Here is a 17,964-nt window from a genome sequence, read left to right on the forward strand (position 1 = left end):
GCGAAAACTTGTCGAAAGAAGGATCTGTTGTGACCATTGGTCAGCGCACGGAAATCAGCTGGCAGGAAGAGGTACGGCGCCTCGCCCAGGAGCGGGATGCGGTGATTCTCGCCCACAACTACCAGGAACCGGCGATCCAGGACGTAGCCGACCATGTCGGCGACTCACTCGCACTGTCGCGCATCGCGGCCAGGACCGAGGCGTCCACGATCGTGTTCTGCGGCGTGCACTTCATGGCCGAGACGGCCAAACTTCTCAGCCCTGACAAGACCGTGTTGATCCCGACGGCCCAGGCGGGCTGCTCGCTGGCGGACACCATCGACGCCGACCAGTTACGGGCCTGGAAGGCTGACCATCCCGATGCGGTGGTTGTTGCCTATGTCAACACCAGCGCGGCGGTGAAGGCCGAGGCCGATATCTGCTGTACGTCGTCCAACGCGGTGGAGGTGGTGAACTCGATTCCGGCGGATCAGCCGGTCTTGTTCCTGCCCGATCAGTTCCTCGGCGCGCACGTCCGGCGACAGACCGGCCGGGACAACATCGAGGTGTGGATGGGCGAGTGTCACGTACATGCCGGCATCACCGCAGCCGACCTGCGCGCTCAGGTAGCCGCCGATCCCGCGGCCGAAGTTCTCGTGCACCCCGAGTGCGGCTGCGCGTCATCGGCCGTCTGGCTCGCCGGCGTGGGTGATCTTCCGGCCGAGCGGACCCACATCCTGTCCACCGCCGGCATGTTGGACACAGCTCGCGGCATGACCGCGAAGACGGCTCTGGTCGCGACGGAGATCGGCATGCTCCATCAGCTTCGCAAGGTCAACCAGCAGACGACGTTCCTGCCAGTGAATCCGAAGGCCTCGTGCCGGTTCATGAAGATGATCACCCCGGAACTGCTGGTGCGGTGCCTGCGGGAGGGACGCGACGAGATCCAGCTACCGCCTGAGGTCGTCGAGCGGGCACGGCGTTCGGTCGAGCGGATGGTTGCCATCGGCAAGCCTGCGGGTGCTCGATGACGAGCGTGGCCGATGTCGTTGTCATCGGCTCCGGCGTGGCGGGCGTGTCGACCGCACTCGGTCTCGCGGCGACCCGTCAGGTGATCCTGCTCAGTGCCGGCGACGGCAGCACGCCCTGGGCGCAGGGTGGCATCTCGGCCGCGTACGGCGAGGACGATCCACTCGACCACTGGCACGACACCGAGGTCGCGGGCGCGGGATTCTGCGATCCCCGGAACGTCCGCGCGCTGGTCGAGGAGGGACCGCAGCGGGTTGCCGAACTAATCGCTCACGGGGCGCGCTTCGACCGTGACGGCGCCGGCTCGCTGTTGCGGACGCTGGAAGGCGGCCACAGTCGTCCTCGGATCGTCCACGCGGGCGGTGACGCCACCGGTGCCGAGGTTCATCGCGCGCTCCTCAGCGCCCTGCAGCGAAGCAGCGTTCAGACGGTGACCGGGCGTACCGTCGGTCTGCTCCAGTCGGAGTCCGGAAGCGTGGTCGGGGTGCTCGTAGAGACGGGCACCGAACTCAGGCCGATCGAGGCGCGCGCCGTCGTACTGGCCACCGGCGGTATCGGCAACGCGTACCTGGCCAGCACCAATCCCGCGACGGTGCGCGGTGACGGGATCGCCTTGGCGCTGCAAGCCGGCGCGTCGCTGGTGGACATGGAGTTCGTCCAGTTCCACCCGACCGCGCTCCACACCGGTGAGACCAGCGGTCAGTTGCCCCTGGTCACCGAGGCTGTCCGAGGTGAAGGCGCCGTACTGCGCGACGTCCACGGCCGCCGGATCATGGCCGGACGGCATCCGCGAGCCGACCTGGCGCCGCGAGACATCGTCGCTCGGGCGATCGAGGCGACGATGCGCCGCGACGGATCGGACCATGTCTGGCTGGACGCGACAGCTGTCGCGCCGGACGTACTCCGGAAGCGGTTCCCGACCGTACTGGCCTCGTGCGCACGCATCGGCGTCGACCTGTTGTCCGAGCAGATCCCGGTCGCGCCGGCCGAACACTTCTTGTGCGGCGGCGTTCGGACCGATCGGAACGGCGCAACCGACGTACCCGGCCTGTACGCAGTCGGCGAAGTCGCCGCGACCGGCGTACACGGAGCCAACCGGCTCGCCTCGAACAGCCTGCTGGAAGGACTCGTCTTCGGTCGGCGCGTCGCAACGGCCCTGATCCTCGACCTCCCCGCGAAAGACGTCGGCCGCGTCCGTGAGCTCATGCTCGGCGATGATCGTGAGCCGGAGCGGATTCGCACGATTCTCAGCAGGTACGCCGGTATTCGCCGCGACGGCGCCGGTCTGAACGCCGCCGCGGACGAGCTCGACACCGTAGGCACCGGGCCGCTCGCGACGGTGGCACGGGCCGTCGTCGCCGCGGCAACCGCACGACAAGACAGCCGCGGCTGCCACTGGCGTTCCGACCATCCGCACCCCGACGAACGATGGGACAACCACATAGTCGTACGCCTCGACCAGGAAGGCCGCCCGACCACACGCCAACTCCTCCCCTCGACGTGCCCGGCGTAGTCGACTCGACCAACGGCGAAGCCTCCGAGGCCTAGCCACTTCACGATCCCTTCGGAGATCACCAGCTACCTTGCCTGACCTCCCCGGATGTCAGTCGCGCCGCTCGTACACTTCACGGCTCGTCCTGGCCTGGCTCCAAGGGAGGTGCAGGCCAGGACGTGGGACACGGCTACTGCTGGGCGGTGGCCTTGGCGGCCTTCTCGATGACTTGGGTGACCGTTCTCGGATCGGTCATCAGGCCGAGGTGGCCGGCGTCGAAGGACGGGTCACCGAGCCGGCTCGGGTGGCCATGGCCCGTTGCACCGTCGGCGGGATGATCTGGTCACGCGTTCCGATCAGGTACCAGGACGGGATCGTGCGCCAGGCCGGCGTACCGGACGGCTCGCTGAGGGCCCCGAGGGTGGCCGGACGTTGCGTGGCCACCACCAACCCCTTGTCCTCGGAGCTCAGGCCGGTCGCGAACGACGTGAAGACGGTTGACCTCTTCAGGTACAGGTCGGTGGACCCCGTCGGCGGGAGGGTGGCCGGCACGAAGTTGAAGATGGTCGTCGGGTCGGCCGACAGCGCGGAGTCAGGGCCTGCCAGGCCGGTCGCGGATTCGCCGCTGTCCGGCGCAAAGGCGTTCACGTAGACCAGCGCCTTCACGTTCGGGACCCCGGCAGCCGCGTTCGTGACCACCGCCCCGCCGTACGAGTGGCCCACCACGACGGCCGGGCCGTCCAGGGTCTCCAGGAATGCTCTGACGGAGGCGGCGTCACCCGAGAGTGATCTGAGCGGGTTCGCGACCGCCGCGACCGGATAGCCGTCGTTCTGCAGCTGCTTGATGACTGCGTTCCAGCTCGAGGCGTCGGCCCAGGCACCGTGCACGAGCACGACTGTCGGCTTTCGCGCCCCGTAGCCGCTCCCCTGTGCGACGGCTGCCGGGCCGAGCCCGGCGACGACGAGGGCTACGGTGGCGAGCACGATCGCTGCCGCGCGTGATCGGTGGCGAGCCGGGGACGTTCGGTGACTACTCATGATTTGTCCTGTCCGTACGAGAGAAGCCGCCTCTTGGCGGACTCGTTGGTACGTCCGACGACCGCCCCGTCCTGTGACAGGGCATCGCAGAAGACGGTCGCGGACGAGGGCGCGAAGCCTCTAGCCTTTGTCGAGGGAGGTTGGGGACATGGCGGATGGGGCGGCGTACGGGATTCGTGGGCGGCGAGCCGAGCTGGCACGGTTGGAGCGGTTGATCGCTGATGTTCGCGCCGGTCAGGGCCGAATACTGGTCGTCCGTGGCGAGCCGGGAATCGGGAAGTCCGCCCTCCTCGATCACCTGGCCGAGAACGCCCCTGGTTGCCGCGTTGCCCGCGCCTCGGGCGTCGAGTCGGAGATGGAGCTTCCGTTCGCCGGTCTGCACCAGCTCTGCGCGCCGATGCTCGAGTTCGCGGAGCGGCTGCCGACGCTGCAGCGCGAGGCACTGGAGGTGGCCTTCGGCCTGCGCCTCGGCCCACCGCCGGACAGGTTCGTGGTCGGTGCCGCGACGCTGACACTGTTGTCCGAGGCCTCGTCCGCCGAACCGCTGCTGTGCGTCGTCGATGACGGACAGTGGCTGGATCAGGCCTCGGCGCAGGCGCTGACGTTCGCCGGCCGCCGCCTGTTCGCCGACCGGATCGGGCTCGTCTTCGCGGTCCGCGATCCGGTGACCAGAGCCGAGTGGCGAGGGCTCGACGAGTTGGTGATCGGCGGCCTTGGCCGGCACGACGCCGAGGCCCTGCTCGGTGCGGTGATCCCGGGCCGGATCGACGCGCATGTCCGAGATCGGATCGTGGCCGAGACCCGCGGCAACCCGCTCGCGCTGATCGAGCTCCCCCGCGGGCTGAGCACTGCCGAGCTCGCCGGTGGGTTCGAGCGCCCCGACCTGCGGCCGTTGGCAAGTCAGATCGAGCAGAACTTCGGCCGCCGGATGCAGGCGCTGCCGCCGCAGACTCAGCGCCTGTTGCTCACGGCCGCCGCGGACGCGGTCGGGGATCTGCCGCTGCTGCGTCGGGCGCTCACCATTCTCCAGGTGCCGATGAGCGCCGCCGGTGCGGCTGAGGAGGCAGGCTTGATCGAGCTGGGTGCGCAGGTCCGGTTCCGGCACCCGCTGGTGCGCTCGGCGGCGTACCGAGCTGCCACGCCGGCCGATCGCCGGGCGGTGCATCAAGCCCTCGCTGAAGCCACTGACATCGCGACGGATCCCGACCGGCGCGCGTGGCACCGCGCGAACGGAACGCTCGAACCCGACGAGGACATCGCCGGCGACCTGATCGCCTCCGCGGACCGCGCCGGGCGCCGGGGTGGTGTCGCGGCGATGGCCGCCTTCCTGCGCCGGGCCACCGAGCTGACGCCGGATCCCGCGCAGCGCGCCGATCGGGCTCTGGCCGCCGCGCGGGCCTCGTTCCGCGCCGGCGCCTTCGACACCGCCCTGAAGCTGCTGGTCACCGCTGACGAGGATCCGACAGCGGAGTTGCGACGAGCCCTGGCGGAGCTGCTGCGAGCAGGGATCGCCTTCGCCACCGGCCACGGGCGGGACGCGGCCCGCATGATGCTCGACGTCGCGCGCCGCCTGGAACCGCTCGATCCCGGGTTGGCCCGGGACACCTACCTCGACTCCATCGCGGCAGCGATGTACGCCGGTCGCTTCGGCGCCGATGCCGGGCTGCCGGTCGTCGCTCGCGCGGCCCGCGACGCGCCGATGCCCGCCGTCCGGGACAAGCGGGATCTGCTGCTGGACGCCTTGGCCCGGTTCCTGACCGGCGAGTACGCCGCTGCGGTTCCGGTGGCCCGTGACGTGATGGCGGCCTACTCCGGAGCCGATGACACGAGTGATGCCGATGACTTGCGATGGCTGTGGCTGGCGGGACTGCTCGCCGTCGATCTCTGGGACTCCGAGAACTGGGACATCCTGACCGCACGGCACGTCCGGATTGCTCGTACTGCGGGTGACCTGACCGAGATTCCGTCGGTCCTGGGTACCAGGGTCATCCTGACGATCTTCGCCGGCGAGTTCACCGCAGCCGAGTCGGTCATTCGCGAGATCGAGACGATTTGGGAGGCGACCGGCATTACCACCACGCCGTACCAGGCGGTCACGCTGGCCGCTTGGCGTGGTCAGGTGGAGCGGACCGAGGAGCTCGTCACGGCCAGTCTGCAAGCCGCGGAGATCCGCGGCGAAGGTGGCGCGGTCAGCTCCCATCAATGGGCCCGCGCTGTGCTGATGAACAGCCGCGGCAGGTACGAGGACGCCCTGGCCGCGGCTCGAATCGCGACCGAGTATCCCGTCGAGCTCGGCGTCGCGAACTGGGCCCTGCCCGAACTCGTCGAGGCCGCTGTCTACAGCGGGCGGCCGGAGCTGGCGTTCGAGGCCATGGAACCGCTGAGCTTGATGACGCAGGCCAGCGGTACGCCGTGGGCGCTCGGAATCCTGTCGCGGGCCCGCGCCCTGACATCAACCGGTGGCACGGCCGAGTCGTGCTACCAGGACGCCATCGAGCACTTCGGCCGGACCCAGCTCCGGCTGGAGCTCGGACGGGCACGGCTCGTCTATGGCGAATGGCTGCGGCGCGAAGGACGACCCAGCGACGCACGCGAGCAGTTGCGGGCGGCGTACGAGGTGTTCTCCACCGCCGGCGCCGAAGGGTTCGCCGATCGATCGCGCCGCGAACTCGCGGCGACCGGCGAACCTGTCCAGGAACCGACGCGGCGAGCGACCTACGCGTTGACCGCTCAGGAGGCGCGAATCGCCGAGTTGGCCGGACAGGGCCTGACCAACGCCGAGATCGGGGCCCAGATGTTCCTGAGCCGGCATACCGTCGAGTGGCACCTCCGCAAGGTCTTCACGAAGCTGGGCATCAGCTCACGACGACAGCTCCACGTCCTTCTCCTCGACAACCGCAACGCGTAGGCGCGCGCGAGAAGGGTTGTCGCGCCGAAGTCGCAAGGTACGGCGCTCCTCCTCGGACAGGCCGCCCCACACGCCTGCGTCCTCGCCGGTCCGGAGGGCCCAGTCCAGGCAGGCATCGGCCACCTCACATTGCCGGCAGACCGACTTGGCGTCCTCGATCTGCCGTAGTGCGGGCCCCGTCGTACCGACCGGGAAGAACAGGTCGGGATCCTCGGTCCGGCAGGCACCCCTCACCAGCCATGTCATGGTCGGGTCCATCGTGCTGACACCTGCTCCCACTCGCGTGTCCAGGCCCGAAACCGGGCACGATCCAACGGCCGGCGGGCCAGCCGGAACATCGCGAACAACGACGGCCAGGCGACCAGGGCCGACGTGATCCCGGCGACTGCTCCGACGGCGCCTCCCAGCGCTGCCGATGCTGGAATCACCAGCACAGCCGCCACCAACGCAGTCCACAGCAGCGCGGCCTCCAGCCTGTCCGTCGTTCGTCGTAACGGATTGCGCCCGAAGCTGAGTCGTCGAAGACGCATCAGCACCCGCAACTGGATCGCGCGTCGGTGAGTCGTGGCCATGACGGCCTCCTCGGTCGACGGAATTCTCGATGCATGACATCGACCGGTCAGCCAACCGGTTTGTGACGACGCAGGCGTCAGGCCGGGCGATCCGTGTCCGGAAGACCACGTGATGCGCGAGGACCACGCAGTCACACCACGGACATCAGGGGCCCCGCTCGGGCGTCCGCAGTCGCACGGTGAAAGCCGGGCCTGCGAACCCGCAACGCCCACCGTGGAAGGAGGCTGGAGCATGTATACCGAAACAGTCGAGCGCGACCGCGGCTCTGGCACTGCGGCGGATGCCGATCACCTCAACGGTGACCTCGAAGACGCTGTTGCGATCTTCATCGGAGTGCGGCCGCAATTGACGGCCATTGCCTATCGGATGCTCGGCAGCGCCAGCGAGGCCGAGGACGTGGTGCAGGAGATCTGGGTTCGCTGGCAGAACATGGATCGCACGATCGTTCTTGCCCCCCAGGCACTCCTGGTGACCATGACAGCGCGACTCGCGATCAACGTCAGGAACTCCGCCCGCAGGCGTCGCGAGACCGCTGTCGGCACGTCTCCACCGGACCGGGCCGATCTCGGCGACGATCCCGCGACTCGCGTCGAGCGCCGAGACGCCGTGGAGCACGCAGTGCTGCTGATGATGCAGCGGCTGACACCGCGCGAACGTGCCGCGCTGATCCTCCGGGAGGCGTTCGGCTATCCGTACGGACAACTCGCCGACTTCCTTCACCTCCGCGCGGCGAACACCAGGCAATTGGTCAGTCGCGCCCGCAGACGGCTCAACACCGACCGCCAGGTGGTCGGAAGTCCGGAGCCGCACGAGCGTTTCGTGCAGGCCTTCCTCGGCGCAGCACGGGGCGGCGATCTCGCCACCCTCGAGCAGGTTCTCGCCGAGGACCTGGCCGGCTGATGAGGGTTGCTGTCACACGCATCCGTGCTGTGCGGTCATTCCACGATGTCGGCCATCCGCAGATTCCGGTTGGAGGAACCATGAGGCGAATCGTCACCGCCGCCGTGCTCACCATCTCCCTGGCCGCTACCGCAGCCTGTGGGACGGCGGGCTTCGAAGGTTCGGACGCCGCCACGCGCGGACCGATCACGATCTGGTACTCGAACAACGCCGAGGAAGTGGCCTGGGGCAAGCAGATGGTCGCGGCCTGGAACGCCGAGCACGCAGACCAGAAGGTCACCGCCCAGGAGATCCCGACCGGGAAGTCGTCGGAGGAGGTCATCGGCGCGGCGATCACCGCGGGGAACGCACCCTGCCTGATCTTCAACACGTCGCCGGCGTCGGTCTCGCAGTTCCAGAAGCAGGGCGGTCTGGTGCCGCTGGACGCGTCCTACATCGAGGAGCGGTCCGGCGACGTCGCACAGCAGTACAAGTCGGCGGACGGCAAGTACTACCAGCTGCCGTGGAAGTCGAACCCGGTGATGATCTTCTACAACAAGAAGATCTTCGCGAAGGCCGGCATCACCGATCCCTCGCTGAAGACGTACGACGAGTTCCTCGCCGCATCGCGCAAGGTGGTGGCGTCGAAGGCGGCGAAGTTCGCGATCTACCCGGCGCCGAGCAACGAGTTCTACCAGTCCTGGTTCGACTTCTACCCGTTGTACGCGGCCGAGACCGGCGGCAAGCAGCTGGTTGCCGATGGCAAGGCGACGTTCGCGTCCGACGAGGGCAAGAAGGTCGCGCAGTTCTGGCGGACGATGTACGCCGACAAGCTCGCCTCGCCGGAGAAGTACACCGGGGACGCGTTCGTGGACGGCACGGCGGCGATGGCCGTGGTCGGTCCGTGGGCGATCGCGACGTACAAGGGCAAGGTCGACTGGGGCGTCGTACCGGTGCCGACGTCGTCGGGGAAGGCTCCCGAGGAGATCCACACCTTCAGCGACGCGAAGAACGTCGCGATGTACTCCGCGTGCAAGAACCGCGGCACCGCGTCCGACGTGCTGAAGTTCGCGACCAGCAAGGAACAGGACGGAAAGTTCCTGGCCGCGACCGGGCAGATGCCGTTGCGCAAGGACGTCGCGTCGACGTACGCCGACTACTTCGCGAAGAACTCGGAGTACAAGACGTTCGCGGACCAGTCGTCGCGGACCGTCGAGGTTCCGAACGTTCCGAACTCGATCACGATCTGGCAGACCTTCCGCGACGCCTACTCCAAGTCGGTGATCTTCGGCCAGGAAGACATCGGCACAGCCCTCGACGGCGCCGCGCACAAGGTCGACCAACTGGCGTCCCAGCCATGACCGTCAGCACCCGGGCGACCATGCCCGCCGCGACTCCACATCAACCCGGCAGCCACGAGCGTCGCGGGGACCGCGGCACAATGCTCGGTCAGCTCGCGGGGAAGCAACCGATCGGGACCGCCCTCGCCGCGCCGTACGTCGTTTTCCTACTCGCCGTCTTCGCGTACCCCCTGGGCTTCGCCGTCTACATCTCGTTCCATGACTACTTCTTCGCCGCGCCTGGGGCGATCGTGGAGCGGCCGTTCGTCGGGTTCGACAACTATGCCGCAGTGCTGTCGGACCCGGCGGTCCGGCGGGCGTTCGGAAACGTTCTGGTCTTCCTGGTGATCAACGTCCCGCTGACCGTGGTGTTGTCGCTGGGGCTGGCGAACGCGCTGAACGCGGCGATCCGGTGGCGGACGTTCTTCCGGGTCTCCTACTACGTCCCCTACGTGACCGCCTCGGTCGCGGTGGTCGGGGTGTGGCTGTTCCTGTTCAACTCCAACGGACTGGTCAACTCGGTGCTCGGCCCGCTGGCGCCGGACCCGTCGTGGCTGGTGAACTCGACGCTGGCCATGCCGACGGTCGCGATCTACGTGACCTGGAAACAGCTCGGGTTCTTCATCCTGCTCTACCTGGCCGCACTGCAGAACGTCTCCAAGGACTTGTACGAGGCGGCCGCGATGGACGGCGCCGGTCGGTGGAAATCGTTCCTCAACGTCACCGTGCCGGGCGTGCGGCCGGCCACCACGCTAGTGGTGCTGGTGGCGACGGTGACCGGCGCGAACCTGTTCACCGAGCCCTACCTGCTCACCGGCGGTGGTGGTCCGGACGGCGCCTCCGCGTCTCCGGTTCTGATCATGTACCAGCGCGGGATCGAGCAAGGTAATCCCGACGTCGGCTCGGCGATCGGTGTGCTGCTGGTCATCGGGGTGTTGTTGCTCGCCCTGATCGAGCGACGCTTCGTCGGCCGCGAAGAGGACTGAGGAGGACTCATGAAGCTCAAGTTCGTCGCGCTCCTGATCGGCGCGTTCGTTTTCCTGTTTCCCTTCTACTACATGCTGATCGGCTCGCTGCAGGCCGAGCCCGATCCGTCGGTCGGCGGCGCGTTTCCGTCGCCGGGGAACCTCACCGGCCACAACTACGCCGAGATCAACCAGTCGATCCATCTCGGCCGGTCGTTGCTCAACTCCGGGATCTTCACCGGCGGCGTGATCCTCGGGACGCTCGTGTTCGGGGTGCTCGCCGGGTACGCGCTGGCACGGTTGCAGTTCCGCGGGCGCGGGCTGGTGTTCAACCTGATGCTGCTGATCCAGGTCGTGCCGTTCCAGTTGCTGACGATCCCGCTGTATGTGCTGATCGTGCGCAGCTACGGGCTCGCCGACAGCTACCTCGGGATGATCCTGCCGTTCCTGATCAACTCGACCGCGGTCTTCGTTTTCCGGCAGTATTTCCTGCAGTTGCCGGCCGAGTTGTTCGACGCGGCCCGCATCGACGGGGCGTCGGAGCTGAGCATCCTGTGGCGGATCGCCGTACCGCTGGTGCGGCCGGCTCTGCTGACCGGCGTTCTGCTCACGTTCATCGGGCCGTGGAACGAGTTTCTGTGGCCGTTCCTGATCACCAAGCAGCAGGATCTGCAGCCGCTCGCGGTCTCGCTGTCCAACTACCTCACCACGGTCTCGGCGCGGGCCGCGAACCCGTTCGGTGCCGTGCTCGCCGGCGCCTGCGTACTCGCCGCACCGGCCGTCGGTCTCTTCATCATCTTCCAGCGCCAGTTCATCTCACAGGGCCTCGAGTCCGGAATCAAAGGCTGATCTCCATGACCATCCGCTACACCTTGACCCGTGTCGGCGTCCTGATGAGCCCCCAGCCGGGCAACGAACTCGAAGCCGAGGGAGTACTCAATCCGGCCAGCGGCCACACCCCGGACGGAGAGCTCTACCTGCTGCCCCGCCTGGTCGCCGCGGGCAACGTATCGCGGGTCGGCCTGGCATGGGTGGAGCTGCAGGACGGCGTACCGGTCGGCGTCGAGCGCGAAGGTGTCGTGCTCGCACCCGACGAAGGCTGGGAGCGCGGCAAGAACAACGCGGGCGTGGAGGACCCGCGGGTCACGTTCGTCCCCTCGCTCGGCCTGCACGTGATGACGTACGTCGCCTACGGTCCGCTCGGACCGAAACCGGCGCTGGCGATCTCGTCGAATCTGCGCGAGTGGCGCCGCCTGGGGCCGCTGCACTTCGAGTACCAGCCGCTGCTGGACACGGATCTCAACCTGTTCCCGAACAAGGACGCGGTGTTCTTCCCGAGACCCGTATCAGGGCCGGACGGCGCGCCGTCGTACGCGATGCTCCACCGGCCGATGTGGGACCTCGGCTGGTTCCGCGAAGGCGAAGGGGTGCACCTGCCGGCCGGCGTCACCGACGACCGCCCTGGCATCTGGGTGTCCTTCACGCCCGTCCACGCCGTCGAGAAGGACGTCCGCAACCTGACGCATCTGCGCCATCACCGGCTCGTGGCGATGCCGGAGTACCCCTTCGAGAAACTCAAGATCGGCGCCGGACCAGCTCCGGTGTGGACGCCCGAAGGCTGGCTGGTGATTCATCACGGCGTCACCGGTGAGCAGCCGAAGGGCTTCGACCCGACCACACAGCGGGTCATCTACTCCGCTGGGGCGCTGCTGCTCGACCTCGACAACGTCACCAAAGTCCTCGACCGGACGTCCGAACCGCTGCTCGTGCCCGAGACCGACGACGAGCGGATCGGGACCGTCGCGAACGTCGTCTTCCCGACGGCGGTCGAGCGGGTCGGCGAGGTCCGCTACGTGTTCTACGGGATGGCCGACGCCAAGATCGGCGTGGCACGACTGGACAGGGTGTGATCATGCGAGACCCGGACAAGCTCGACAATCTGATCAAGGCGTACGACATCCGCGGCATCGTCCCCGGCCAGCTCGACGACGAGCTCGCGTACCAGGTCGGCGCGGCGTTCGCCCATCACCTCGGCGCGGACCTGATCGCGGTCGGACACGACATGCGCGTGTCCTCGCCGGCGCTGGCCGAGGCATTCGCTGCCGGGGCGGCAAGCCGCGGTACCGACGTACTGGCGATCGGCCTGGTCTCCACCGACCTGCTGTACTTCGCCTCGGGCGTCGGGGACGTACCGGGTGCGATGATCACCGCCAGCCACAATCCGCCGGCGTACAACGGCATCAAGTTGTGCCGCGCCGGAGCCGCACCGGTCGGACAGGACACCGGACTCACCCAGATCAGGGCGTTGCTCGAGAACGGCCTGCCGGAGTACGACGGGGAACTCGGCCAGATCGGCTACCAGGACCTGCTCCCGGCGTACGCCGCTCATCTCCGCGGCCTGGTCGACCTCACCGCGAGCCGGCGACTGAAGCTCGTGGTGGACGCCGGCAACGGCATGGCCGGCCGGACCGCGCCGGTGGTACTGCGGCATCCCGCCTTCGAGATCGTCCCGCTGTACTTCGAGCTCGACGGGACCTTCCCGCATCACGAGGCCAACCCGATGAACCCGGCGAACCTCAGCGACCTCAAGGCAGCCGTACGGCGTGAGGGTGCGGACGCCGGCCTCGCCTTCGACGGGGACGCGGACCGGTGCTTCTTCGTCGACGAAGCAGGCGAGGCGGTCTCCCCCAGCGCCGTCATCGGCTTGATCGCGACGAAGGAACTGGCTCTCCATCCCGGGTCCGCCGTCATCTACAACGCCATCACGAGCAGGGCGGTCGCCGAACTCATCACCGAGAACGGCGGCCGGCCGATCCGCACGCGGGTCGGGCACTCGTTCATCAAGCAGGTGATGGCCGACAACAACGCGGTCTTCGGCGGGGAGCACTCTGGCCACTACTACTTCCGCGACTTCTGGAACGCCGACAGTGGCATGCTCGCCGCGCTGCACGTCCTCGAATCGCTCGGGAACACGGACCAGCCTTTGTCGGCGCTCACAGGCAGATACGTGAGGTACGTCGCCAGCGGCGAGCTCAACCTCACCGTCAGCGACATACCGGGAACGCTCGCTCGGATCGAAGCGAACTACACGGCCCGTGGCGCAACTGCCGACCACCTCGACGGCCTGACGATTACACACCCCGGTGGCGCATGGTTCAACCTCCGCCCCTCGAACACCGAGCCGCTGCTCCGGCTCAACGTCGAGGCACCGGATGCGGCGACAATGACGCAGATCCGTGACGCGGTGATCAGCGCCGTTCAAGCAGGCGACAGCCGCCACGAGCGAGTGGACGCCGCATCGTAGTGCTATGTCGGCCGCGAGTGCTCAGGTATCGTCCGTCGCGTGGCTGCGGGGACGGGGAGATCCCGGACCGGACTGCTGGGCCGGCGTACCGAGTGCCAGGCTTTGGACGACCTGTTGGCGGGTCTCCGAGCCGGCCGAGGCACGGCCTTGGCCCTTCGCGGCGAGGCAGGCATCGGCAAGACCGAACTGCTGAAGTATCTGGCCGGCCGATCCCCAGGATGCCGCGTCGTCAGGGCGACAGGCATCGAGTCCGAGATGGAGCTCTCGTACGCCGGTCTGCACCAGCTCATCGCGCCGCTGCTGGGCGGGATCGGCCGGCTGCCCGAACCCCAGCGCAACGCTCTGTCCGCCGCCTTCGGGCTGTCCGACGGCGAAATGCCGAGCCGGTTCCACGTCGGCCTGGCCACGCTCGGCCTCCTCGCCGATGCGGCCGCAAGCCAGCCGTTGATCTGCCTGGTGGACGATGTCCAGTGGCTCGATCGCGCTTCGGCACAAACTCTGGAGTTCGTTGCCCGGCGCCTGCTGGCCGAGTCGGTCCTGCTCGTCTTCGCCGTTCGCGAGCCCACCCCGGGCCCCCTGCTCACCGGGATCGCCGAGCTTCACGTCGGAGCGCTCGCCGACGCCGACTCCCGTACGCTGCTTGACTCGATCATGCCCGGACGCCTCGACCGCAGCATCCGCGACCGCGTCATCGCCGAGGCGAGAGGCAACCCGCTGGCACTGCTGGAGCTGCCTCGAGGGCTGACGCCGGCCGAACTCGCCGGCGGCTTCGTGACCCCGGATGCGAACCCGCTGCCGAGCCAGATCGAGGAGGGTTTCCGCCGCCGTATCCACGCTCTTCCCGCCGACGCGCAACGCTTCCTGTTCACAGCCGCGGCCGAGGCGGTGGGCGACCTCTCCGTGCTGAGACGGGCTGCCGAGCGCCTCGGCATCGCGATGGACCCGACCGCTTCGATCGCCGAGTCGTCCGGTCTGATCGGCATCGACACCCATGTCCGTTTCCGCCATCCCCTCGTGCGCTCAGCGGCGTACCGGGCGACCGAACTGCACGAGCGGCGCCTCATTCACCAGGCCCTCGCGGACGCGACGGACGCCCGGCTGAATCCGGACAGCCGCGCATGGCATCTGGCCCACGCCAGCACAGGTCCCGACGAATCGGTGGCTGCCGAGCTGGTGGTTTCGGCCGGCCGGGCTCAGGCACGTGGTGGCGTCGCGGCGGCGGCGGCCTTCCTCACCCGTGCCGCAGAGCTGACACCGGATCCCGCGCAGCGCGCAGTCCGGGCACTCGCTGCGGCCGAGGCCAAGTTCCAGGCCGGGGCATTCGACGAGGCACTCGAACTGGCGGGCGCGGCGGAGCTCGTCGCACTGGATGACCTGGACTCGGCGAGACTGACGCTGCTCCGTGGCCGGATCATGTCGGTCGCCCGGAGTTCCAGCGCCGGACTGCCGTTCCTGCTGGACGCGGCCAGGCGCCTCCAACCACTCGATCCCGGTCTGGCCAGAGACACGTTTCGAGACGCGATCCATGCGGCTGTGACCGCCGGTGGACTGACGGCGGTCGAGCCGGAACTCGCCGAGGCTGTGCTGGCCGCGCCCGGTCCCGCCGGCACAGTTCCGGGCGCGCGGCTTCTTGACGGAGTGGCGCGCACGGTCGCCGAAGGGTACGACGCGGGCGCTCCGATCGTGCTGGCGGCGCTCGCCGACTTCCGTACCGACGGTGTGCGATCCACGGACGAGGAGTTGGGCTGGCTGCCGATCGCCTGCCGAGCGGCCCACGAGACCTGGGACTTCGAGAGCTGGTCGGTCTTGTCGGCCCGCCTGGTCGACGCGGCCCGCGAGAGCGGCGCGCTGTCCGTGCTCCCCCTGGCCCTTCTCCTCCGGCTGTCCAACCGGTCCTTCACGGGTGATCTGCCCGACGCCGACTCACTCGGCGCGGAAGCCGTGGCCGTTGGCGAAGCAACCGGTGCCGGCATCCTCTCGCCGTACGTCGAACTGTTTCTCGAGCCGTGGAGAGGCAACGAGGCGGCCACTCGTCGTGCCATCGATGCGCTCCGGAACGACCTCTTCCTCCGTGGACAGCCGAAGGTACTGACGGACACGTACTGGGCGGCAGCCGTGCTCTACAACGGGCTCGGCCGGTACCGCGAGGCCTACGAAGCAGCGAGACGCGGAAGCGAGCACCCGGATGAGCTTGGTCTGTCCACGCAGGCCATGGTCGAGCTCGTGGAGGCGTCGGCGCATCTCGGTCGGAGCGCCGACGCGGCCGGCGCCGTACGATCGATCAGCGACATGGCGCGGACGGCCGGCACCGACTGGGCGATCGGCACCGCGGCCCGTGTCCGGGCGCTGGTGACCGGCGGTAGCGCTGCGGACGACTTCTACCGCGAGGCGATCGACCGACTCGATCGTGCCGGCGTACGGATGGAACTTGCCCGTGTCCAGCTGAACTACGGCGAGTGGCTGCACCGGCAGGGCCGCCGTATGGACGCACGAGCGCAGCTTGGCCGCGCACACGAGCTGTTCAGCCGCACCGGGGCCGCAGCGTTCGCGGAACGTGCTCGCGTCGAACTCGAGGCCACCGGCTTCACCGTGCACCGGCGCAGTACGGCAATGCGCGAACCGCTGACCACCCAGGAAGCCCACGTCGCGCGGCTCGCGGCCGACGGGCTCACGAACCCGCAGATCGGAGCCCGGTTGTTCATCAGCCCGCATACGGTCGACTGGCATTTGCGCAAGGTCTACTCGAAGCTCGGCATCAAGTCGCGCCGCGAGCTGCCCACTACCTTGGCCGACGTCTCGGCGTGACCGGTTGGTTGTCGATCAGCTTCCGGGCGGCTGCGGCGGTGTGCTCGGCGTCGATCCCGGCCGCGTGCAGTAGATCGGCCGGCGTACCCGACCGCAACGGCGACTGCGGATCCAGCGCGGCGCTCGTACCACGAGACATCTGGTACGTCGCCGAGTCGACCCCGTGTGACAGCCGGCTCTCTTCGGCTCGTGGGCCTTACGGCTTGCTGACCTCGGCGTTATTGGCAGGCGGGGCGTGTTGTGTGGGTGGCATCGTGAGGGCATGGAGATACGGCTGTACGACGGGGATCGTGAGGTGCTGCGTCCGCTCTTGCGGCTCGCTGACGATTCGGAACAGCAGATCGACGCGTACCTCGGCCTCGGCGACATACTCGTGGCCGATGACGAGGGTGAGGTCGTCGGCCATCTGCAGCTGGTGGAAACAGCCGAGGCGTCGACCTTGGAGTTGAAGAGCTTGGCGGTCGTCGACGGGCGGCGCGGAACCGGGATCGGCCGCGCGCTCGTCGAGGAGGCCATCGAAGCTTGCCGAGCGCACGGTGCGACGCGGCTTGTTGTTGCGACAGCCGCCGCCGACATCGACAACCTGCGCTTCTACCAACGTAGAGGGTTCCGGATGCTGACCATCGAGCGCGACGCGTTCGGCGCCGCGGCGGGATACGCCAACGGGATCGACATCGACGGCATCCCGTTACGCGACCGTGTCTGGCTCGACCAGGAACTCGCGGTTCGATCCGGCAGTACCCAAGAACCATGAGTGCCACGCGATCGCCCTTGTTCTGCGATGTCGCCATGGCCGAGCGGATCGAACGCGTCGAGACTGAACTCATCGAGGCAGCAGCCCGCGCGGCCCATCGCCGTACCGATGACGCGAAAGGCTTCGTGATCCCGATCGCCGGCGGAGCGGCGACCTTCGCCGACGACGACTCGCCGTTCAACAAGGTCGTCGGGCTCGGCTTCGGCGGCGTACCAACCGCTGCGGAACTCACCGAGGTCGAGCGCGCGTACGCCGCCTGCGGGGCGCCGGTGCAGGTCGAGCTTCCGCACATTGCCGATCCGGAGATCGCTCTGGTCCTCAGCACGCGCGGGTACCGCTTGGAGTCCTTCGAGAATGTGCTCGGTATCGCGATCGAGGACCAGTACGACGCGACGCCGCCGACCGGAATCGAGATCCGCCCGAGCGATGACGACGAGTTCACCACCTGGCTGGGCCTCATGGCCGACGCGGTCGCCGTACCGGACACACAAGGCGTTGCCTGGCGGGAGGAGTTCCCGCGGGACGTCTACATCGCGGCCGAGCGCGACGCCGCTGCAGCCGACATCGATCGCTACCTCGCACTGCGAGACGGCATCCCCGCGGGCGGCGCCGGGCTACGGATCTCCGAGGGCGTAGCGCAGTTCGCCGGCGCCGCCACCGCCCAGGCGCACCGGCACCACGGCATCCAGTCGGCGCTCCTGTCCGCCCGACTCGCCGATGCAGCGGCCGCGGGCTGCGACATCGGCGTCATCACGACGCAACCGGCATCCAGATCACAACAGAACGCCCAACGCAGAGGTTTCGATCTCCTCTACACCCGCGCCGTCCTCGTGAAGCACGAATAGCTCGGCGCGGGGCGTCGATCCAACTTTCGAAGTCCGCGGCGCGGCGTCTGTGA

At 68.3% G+C, this 17,964-nt stretch carries 16 protein-coding genes; 12 read left to right on the plus strand and 4 right to left on the minus strand.

Annotated elements, in window-relative coordinates:
- Window positions 1-29: 29 nt before the first annotated feature.
- Window positions 30-1,010 carry a quinolinate synthase NadA gene (nadA, locus tag EV651_RS36610; RefSeq protein WP_238157430.1) on the plus strand — a complete coding sequence of 327 codons (981 nt, stop codon included), beginning with the start codon at window positions 30-32 and terminating at the stop codon, window positions 1,008-1,010.
- The gene (gene nadB, locus EV651_RS36615) at window positions 1,007-2,521 is read left to right on the plus strand and encodes an L-aspartate oxidase (protein WP_133789967.1); all 1,515 of its coding nucleotides are present in this window, start codon (window positions 1,007-1,009) and stop codon (window positions 2,519-2,521) included. Before nadA ends, nadB begins: the two co-directional genes overlap by 4 nt.
- A gap of 234 nt (window positions 2,522-2,755) precedes the next feature.
- On the opposite strand, the gene EV651_RS36620 is transcribed toward nadB, so the two are convergent.
- On the minus strand, window positions 2,756-3,538 hold the full coding sequence (locus EV651_RS36620) for an alpha/beta fold hydrolase (RefSeq protein ID WP_202870678.1): 783 nt from the start codon (window positions 3,536-3,538) through the stop codon (window positions 2,756-2,758).
- Window positions 3,539-3,686: 148 nt separating this feature from the next.
- Between EV651_RS36620 and EV651_RS36625 the strand changes: the two genes are divergently transcribed.
- Window positions 3,687-6,446 carry an AAA family ATPase gene (locus EV651_RS36625; protein ID WP_133789968.1) on the plus strand — a complete coding sequence of 920 codons (2,760 nt, stop codon included), beginning with the start codon at window positions 3,687-3,689 and terminating at the stop codon, window positions 6,444-6,446.
- Here the strand turns inward: EV651_RS36625 and EV651_RS36630 are convergent.
- Together EV651_RS36630 and EV651_RS36635 are read right to left on the minus strand one after the other, a co-directional pair.
- Window positions 6,399-6,692, minus strand: coding sequence for a WhiB family transcriptional regulator (locus EV651_RS36630; RefSeq protein ID WP_133789970.1), 294 nt, complete (start codon window positions 6,690-6,692; stop codon window positions 6,399-6,401). The genes EV651_RS36625 and EV651_RS36630 overlap by 48 nt on opposite strands.
- Window positions 6,689-7,018 carry a hypothetical protein gene (locus EV651_RS36635; RefSeq protein ID WP_133789972.1) on the minus strand — a complete coding sequence of 110 codons (330 nt, stop codon included), beginning with the start codon at window positions 7,016-7,018 and terminating at the stop codon, window positions 6,689-6,691. The genes EV651_RS36630 and EV651_RS36635 overlap by 4 nt, the downstream gene beginning before the upstream one ends.
- A 232-nt stretch (window positions 7,019-7,250) precedes the next feature.
- Here EV651_RS36635 and EV651_RS36640 point away from each other — a divergent pair, with 232 nt between their 5' ends.
- The 7 genes from EV651_RS36640 (at window position 7,251) to EV651_RS36670 (ending at window position 16,312) form a co-directional block, all read left to right on the plus strand.
- A complete protein-coding gene (locus EV651_RS36640; protein WP_166658909.1) occupies window positions 7,251-7,919 on the plus strand; it encodes a sigma-70 family RNA polymerase sigma factor in 669 nt (222 codons plus the stop codon).
- Between the two features lie 80 nt (window positions 7,920-7,999).
- Window positions 8,000-9,259, plus strand: a complete 1,260-nt coding sequence (locus EV651_RS36645; protein ID WP_133789976.1) for an extracellular solute-binding protein — start codon at window positions 8,000-8,002, stop codon at window positions 9,257-9,259.
- Window positions 9,256-10,224, plus strand: a complete 969-nt coding sequence (locus EV651_RS36650; protein ID WP_166658910.1) for a carbohydrate ABC transporter permease — start codon at window positions 9,256-9,258, stop codon at window positions 10,222-10,224. Before EV651_RS36645 ends, EV651_RS36650 begins: the two co-directional genes overlap by 4 nt.
- Window positions 10,225-10,233: 9 nt before the next feature.
- Window positions 10,234-11,052, plus strand: coding sequence for a carbohydrate ABC transporter permease (locus tag EV651_RS36655; protein WP_133789978.1), 819 nt, complete (start codon window positions 10,234-10,236; stop codon window positions 11,050-11,052).
- A gap of 5 nt (window positions 11,053-11,057) precedes the next feature.
- Window positions 11,058-12,113, plus strand: coding sequence for a glycosidase (locus tag EV651_RS36660; RefSeq protein WP_133789980.1), 1,056 nt, complete (start codon window positions 11,058-11,060; stop codon window positions 12,111-12,113).
- Between the two features lie 2 nt (window positions 12,114-12,115).
- Complete coding sequence (locus EV651_RS36665; protein WP_133789982.1) at window positions 12,116-13,507, plus strand: phosphomannomutase/phosphoglucomutase; 1,392 nt, start codon at window positions 12,116-12,118, stop codon at window positions 13,505-13,507.
- Between the two features lie 39 nt (window positions 13,508-13,546).
- Complete coding sequence (locus tag EV651_RS36670) at window positions 13,547-16,312, plus strand: LuxR family transcriptional regulator (protein ID WP_133789984.1); 2,766 nt, start codon at window positions 13,547-13,549, stop codon at window positions 16,310-16,312.
- Here EV651_RS36670 and EV651_RS41670 read toward each other — a convergent pair.
- On the minus strand, window positions 16,287-16,451 hold the full coding sequence (locus EV651_RS41670) for a hypothetical protein (protein WP_166658911.1): 165 nt from the start codon (window positions 16,449-16,451) through the stop codon (window positions 16,287-16,289). The two genes, EV651_RS36670 and EV651_RS41670, sit on opposite strands and share 26 nt — an antisense overlap.
- Before the next feature lie 123 nt (window positions 16,452-16,574).
- Here EV651_RS41670 and EV651_RS36675 point away from each other — a divergent pair, with 123 nt between their 5' ends.
- Window positions 16,575-17,066 carry a GNAT family N-acetyltransferase gene (locus tag EV651_RS36675; RefSeq protein WP_133789986.1) on the plus strand — a complete coding sequence of 164 codons (492 nt, stop codon included), beginning with the start codon at window positions 16,575-16,577 and terminating at the stop codon, window positions 17,064-17,066.
- On the plus strand, window positions 17,063-17,911 hold the full coding sequence (locus EV651_RS36680; protein ID WP_133789988.1) for a GNAT family N-acetyltransferase: 849 nt from the start codon (window positions 17,063-17,065) through the stop codon (window positions 17,909-17,911). The genes EV651_RS36675 and EV651_RS36680 overlap by 4 nt, the downstream gene beginning before the upstream one ends.
- Window positions 17,912-17,964: the final 53 nt, after the last annotated feature.

Source organism: Kribbella sp. VKM Ac-2571 (assembly GCF_004362255.1).
GTDB classification, from domain to species: Bacteria; Actinomycetota; Actinomycetes; order Propionibacteriales; family Kribbellaceae; genus Kribbella; species Kribbella pratensis.

Coding starts and splice junctions, on each gene's coding strand:
- EV651_RS36675 (WP_133789986.1), top strand. CDS start 16,575: ATGGAGATACGGCTGTACGACGGGGATCGTGAGGTGCTGCGTCCGCTC.
- EV651_RS36625 (WP_133789968.1), top strand. CDS start 3,687: ATGGCGGATGGGGCGGCGTACGGGATTCGTGGGCGGCGAGCCGAGCTG.
- nadB (WP_133789967.1), top strand. CDS start 1,007: ATGACGAGCGTGGCCGATGTCGTTGTCATCGGCTCCGGCGTGGCGGGC.
- EV651_RS36650 (WP_166658910.1), top strand. CDS start 9,256: ATGACCGTCAGCACCCGGGCGACCATGCCCGCCGCGACTCCACATCAA.
- EV651_RS36665 (WP_133789982.1), top strand. CDS start 12,116: ATGCGAGACCCGGACAAGCTCGACAATCTGATCAAGGCGTACGACATC.
- EV651_RS36655 (WP_133789978.1), top strand. CDS start 10,234: ATGAAGCTCAAGTTCGTCGCGCTCCTGATCGGCGCGTTCGTTTTCCTG.
- EV651_RS36660 (WP_133789980.1), top strand. CDS start 11,058: ATGACCATCCGCTACACCTTGACCCGTGTCGGCGTCCTGATGAGCCCC.
- EV651_RS36680 (WP_133789988.1), top strand. CDS start 17,063: ATGAGTGCCACGCGATCGCCCTTGTTCTGCGATGTCGCCATGGCCGAG.
- EV651_RS36645 (WP_133789976.1), top strand. CDS start 8,000: ATGAGGCGAATCGTCACCGCCGCCGTGCTCACCATCTCCCTGGCCGCT.
- EV651_RS36630 (WP_133789970.1), bottom strand. CDS start 6,692: ATGACATGGCTGGTGAGGGGTGCCTGCCGGACCGAGGATCCCGACCTG.
- EV651_RS41670 (WP_166658911.1), bottom strand. CDS start 16,451: ATGTCTCGTGGTACGAGCGCCGCGCTGGATCCGCAGTCGCCGTTGCGG.
- EV651_RS36640 (WP_166658909.1), top strand. CDS start 7,251: ATGTATACCGAAACAGTCGAGCGCGACCGCGGCTCTGGCACTGCGGCG.
- EV651_RS36635 (WP_133789972.1), bottom strand. CDS start 7,018: ATGGCCACGACTCACCGACGCGCGATCCAGTTGCGGGTGCTGATGCGT.
- EV651_RS36620 (WP_202870678.1), bottom strand. CDS start 3,538: ATGAGTAGTCACCGAACGTCCCCGGCTCGCCACCGATCACGCGCGGCA.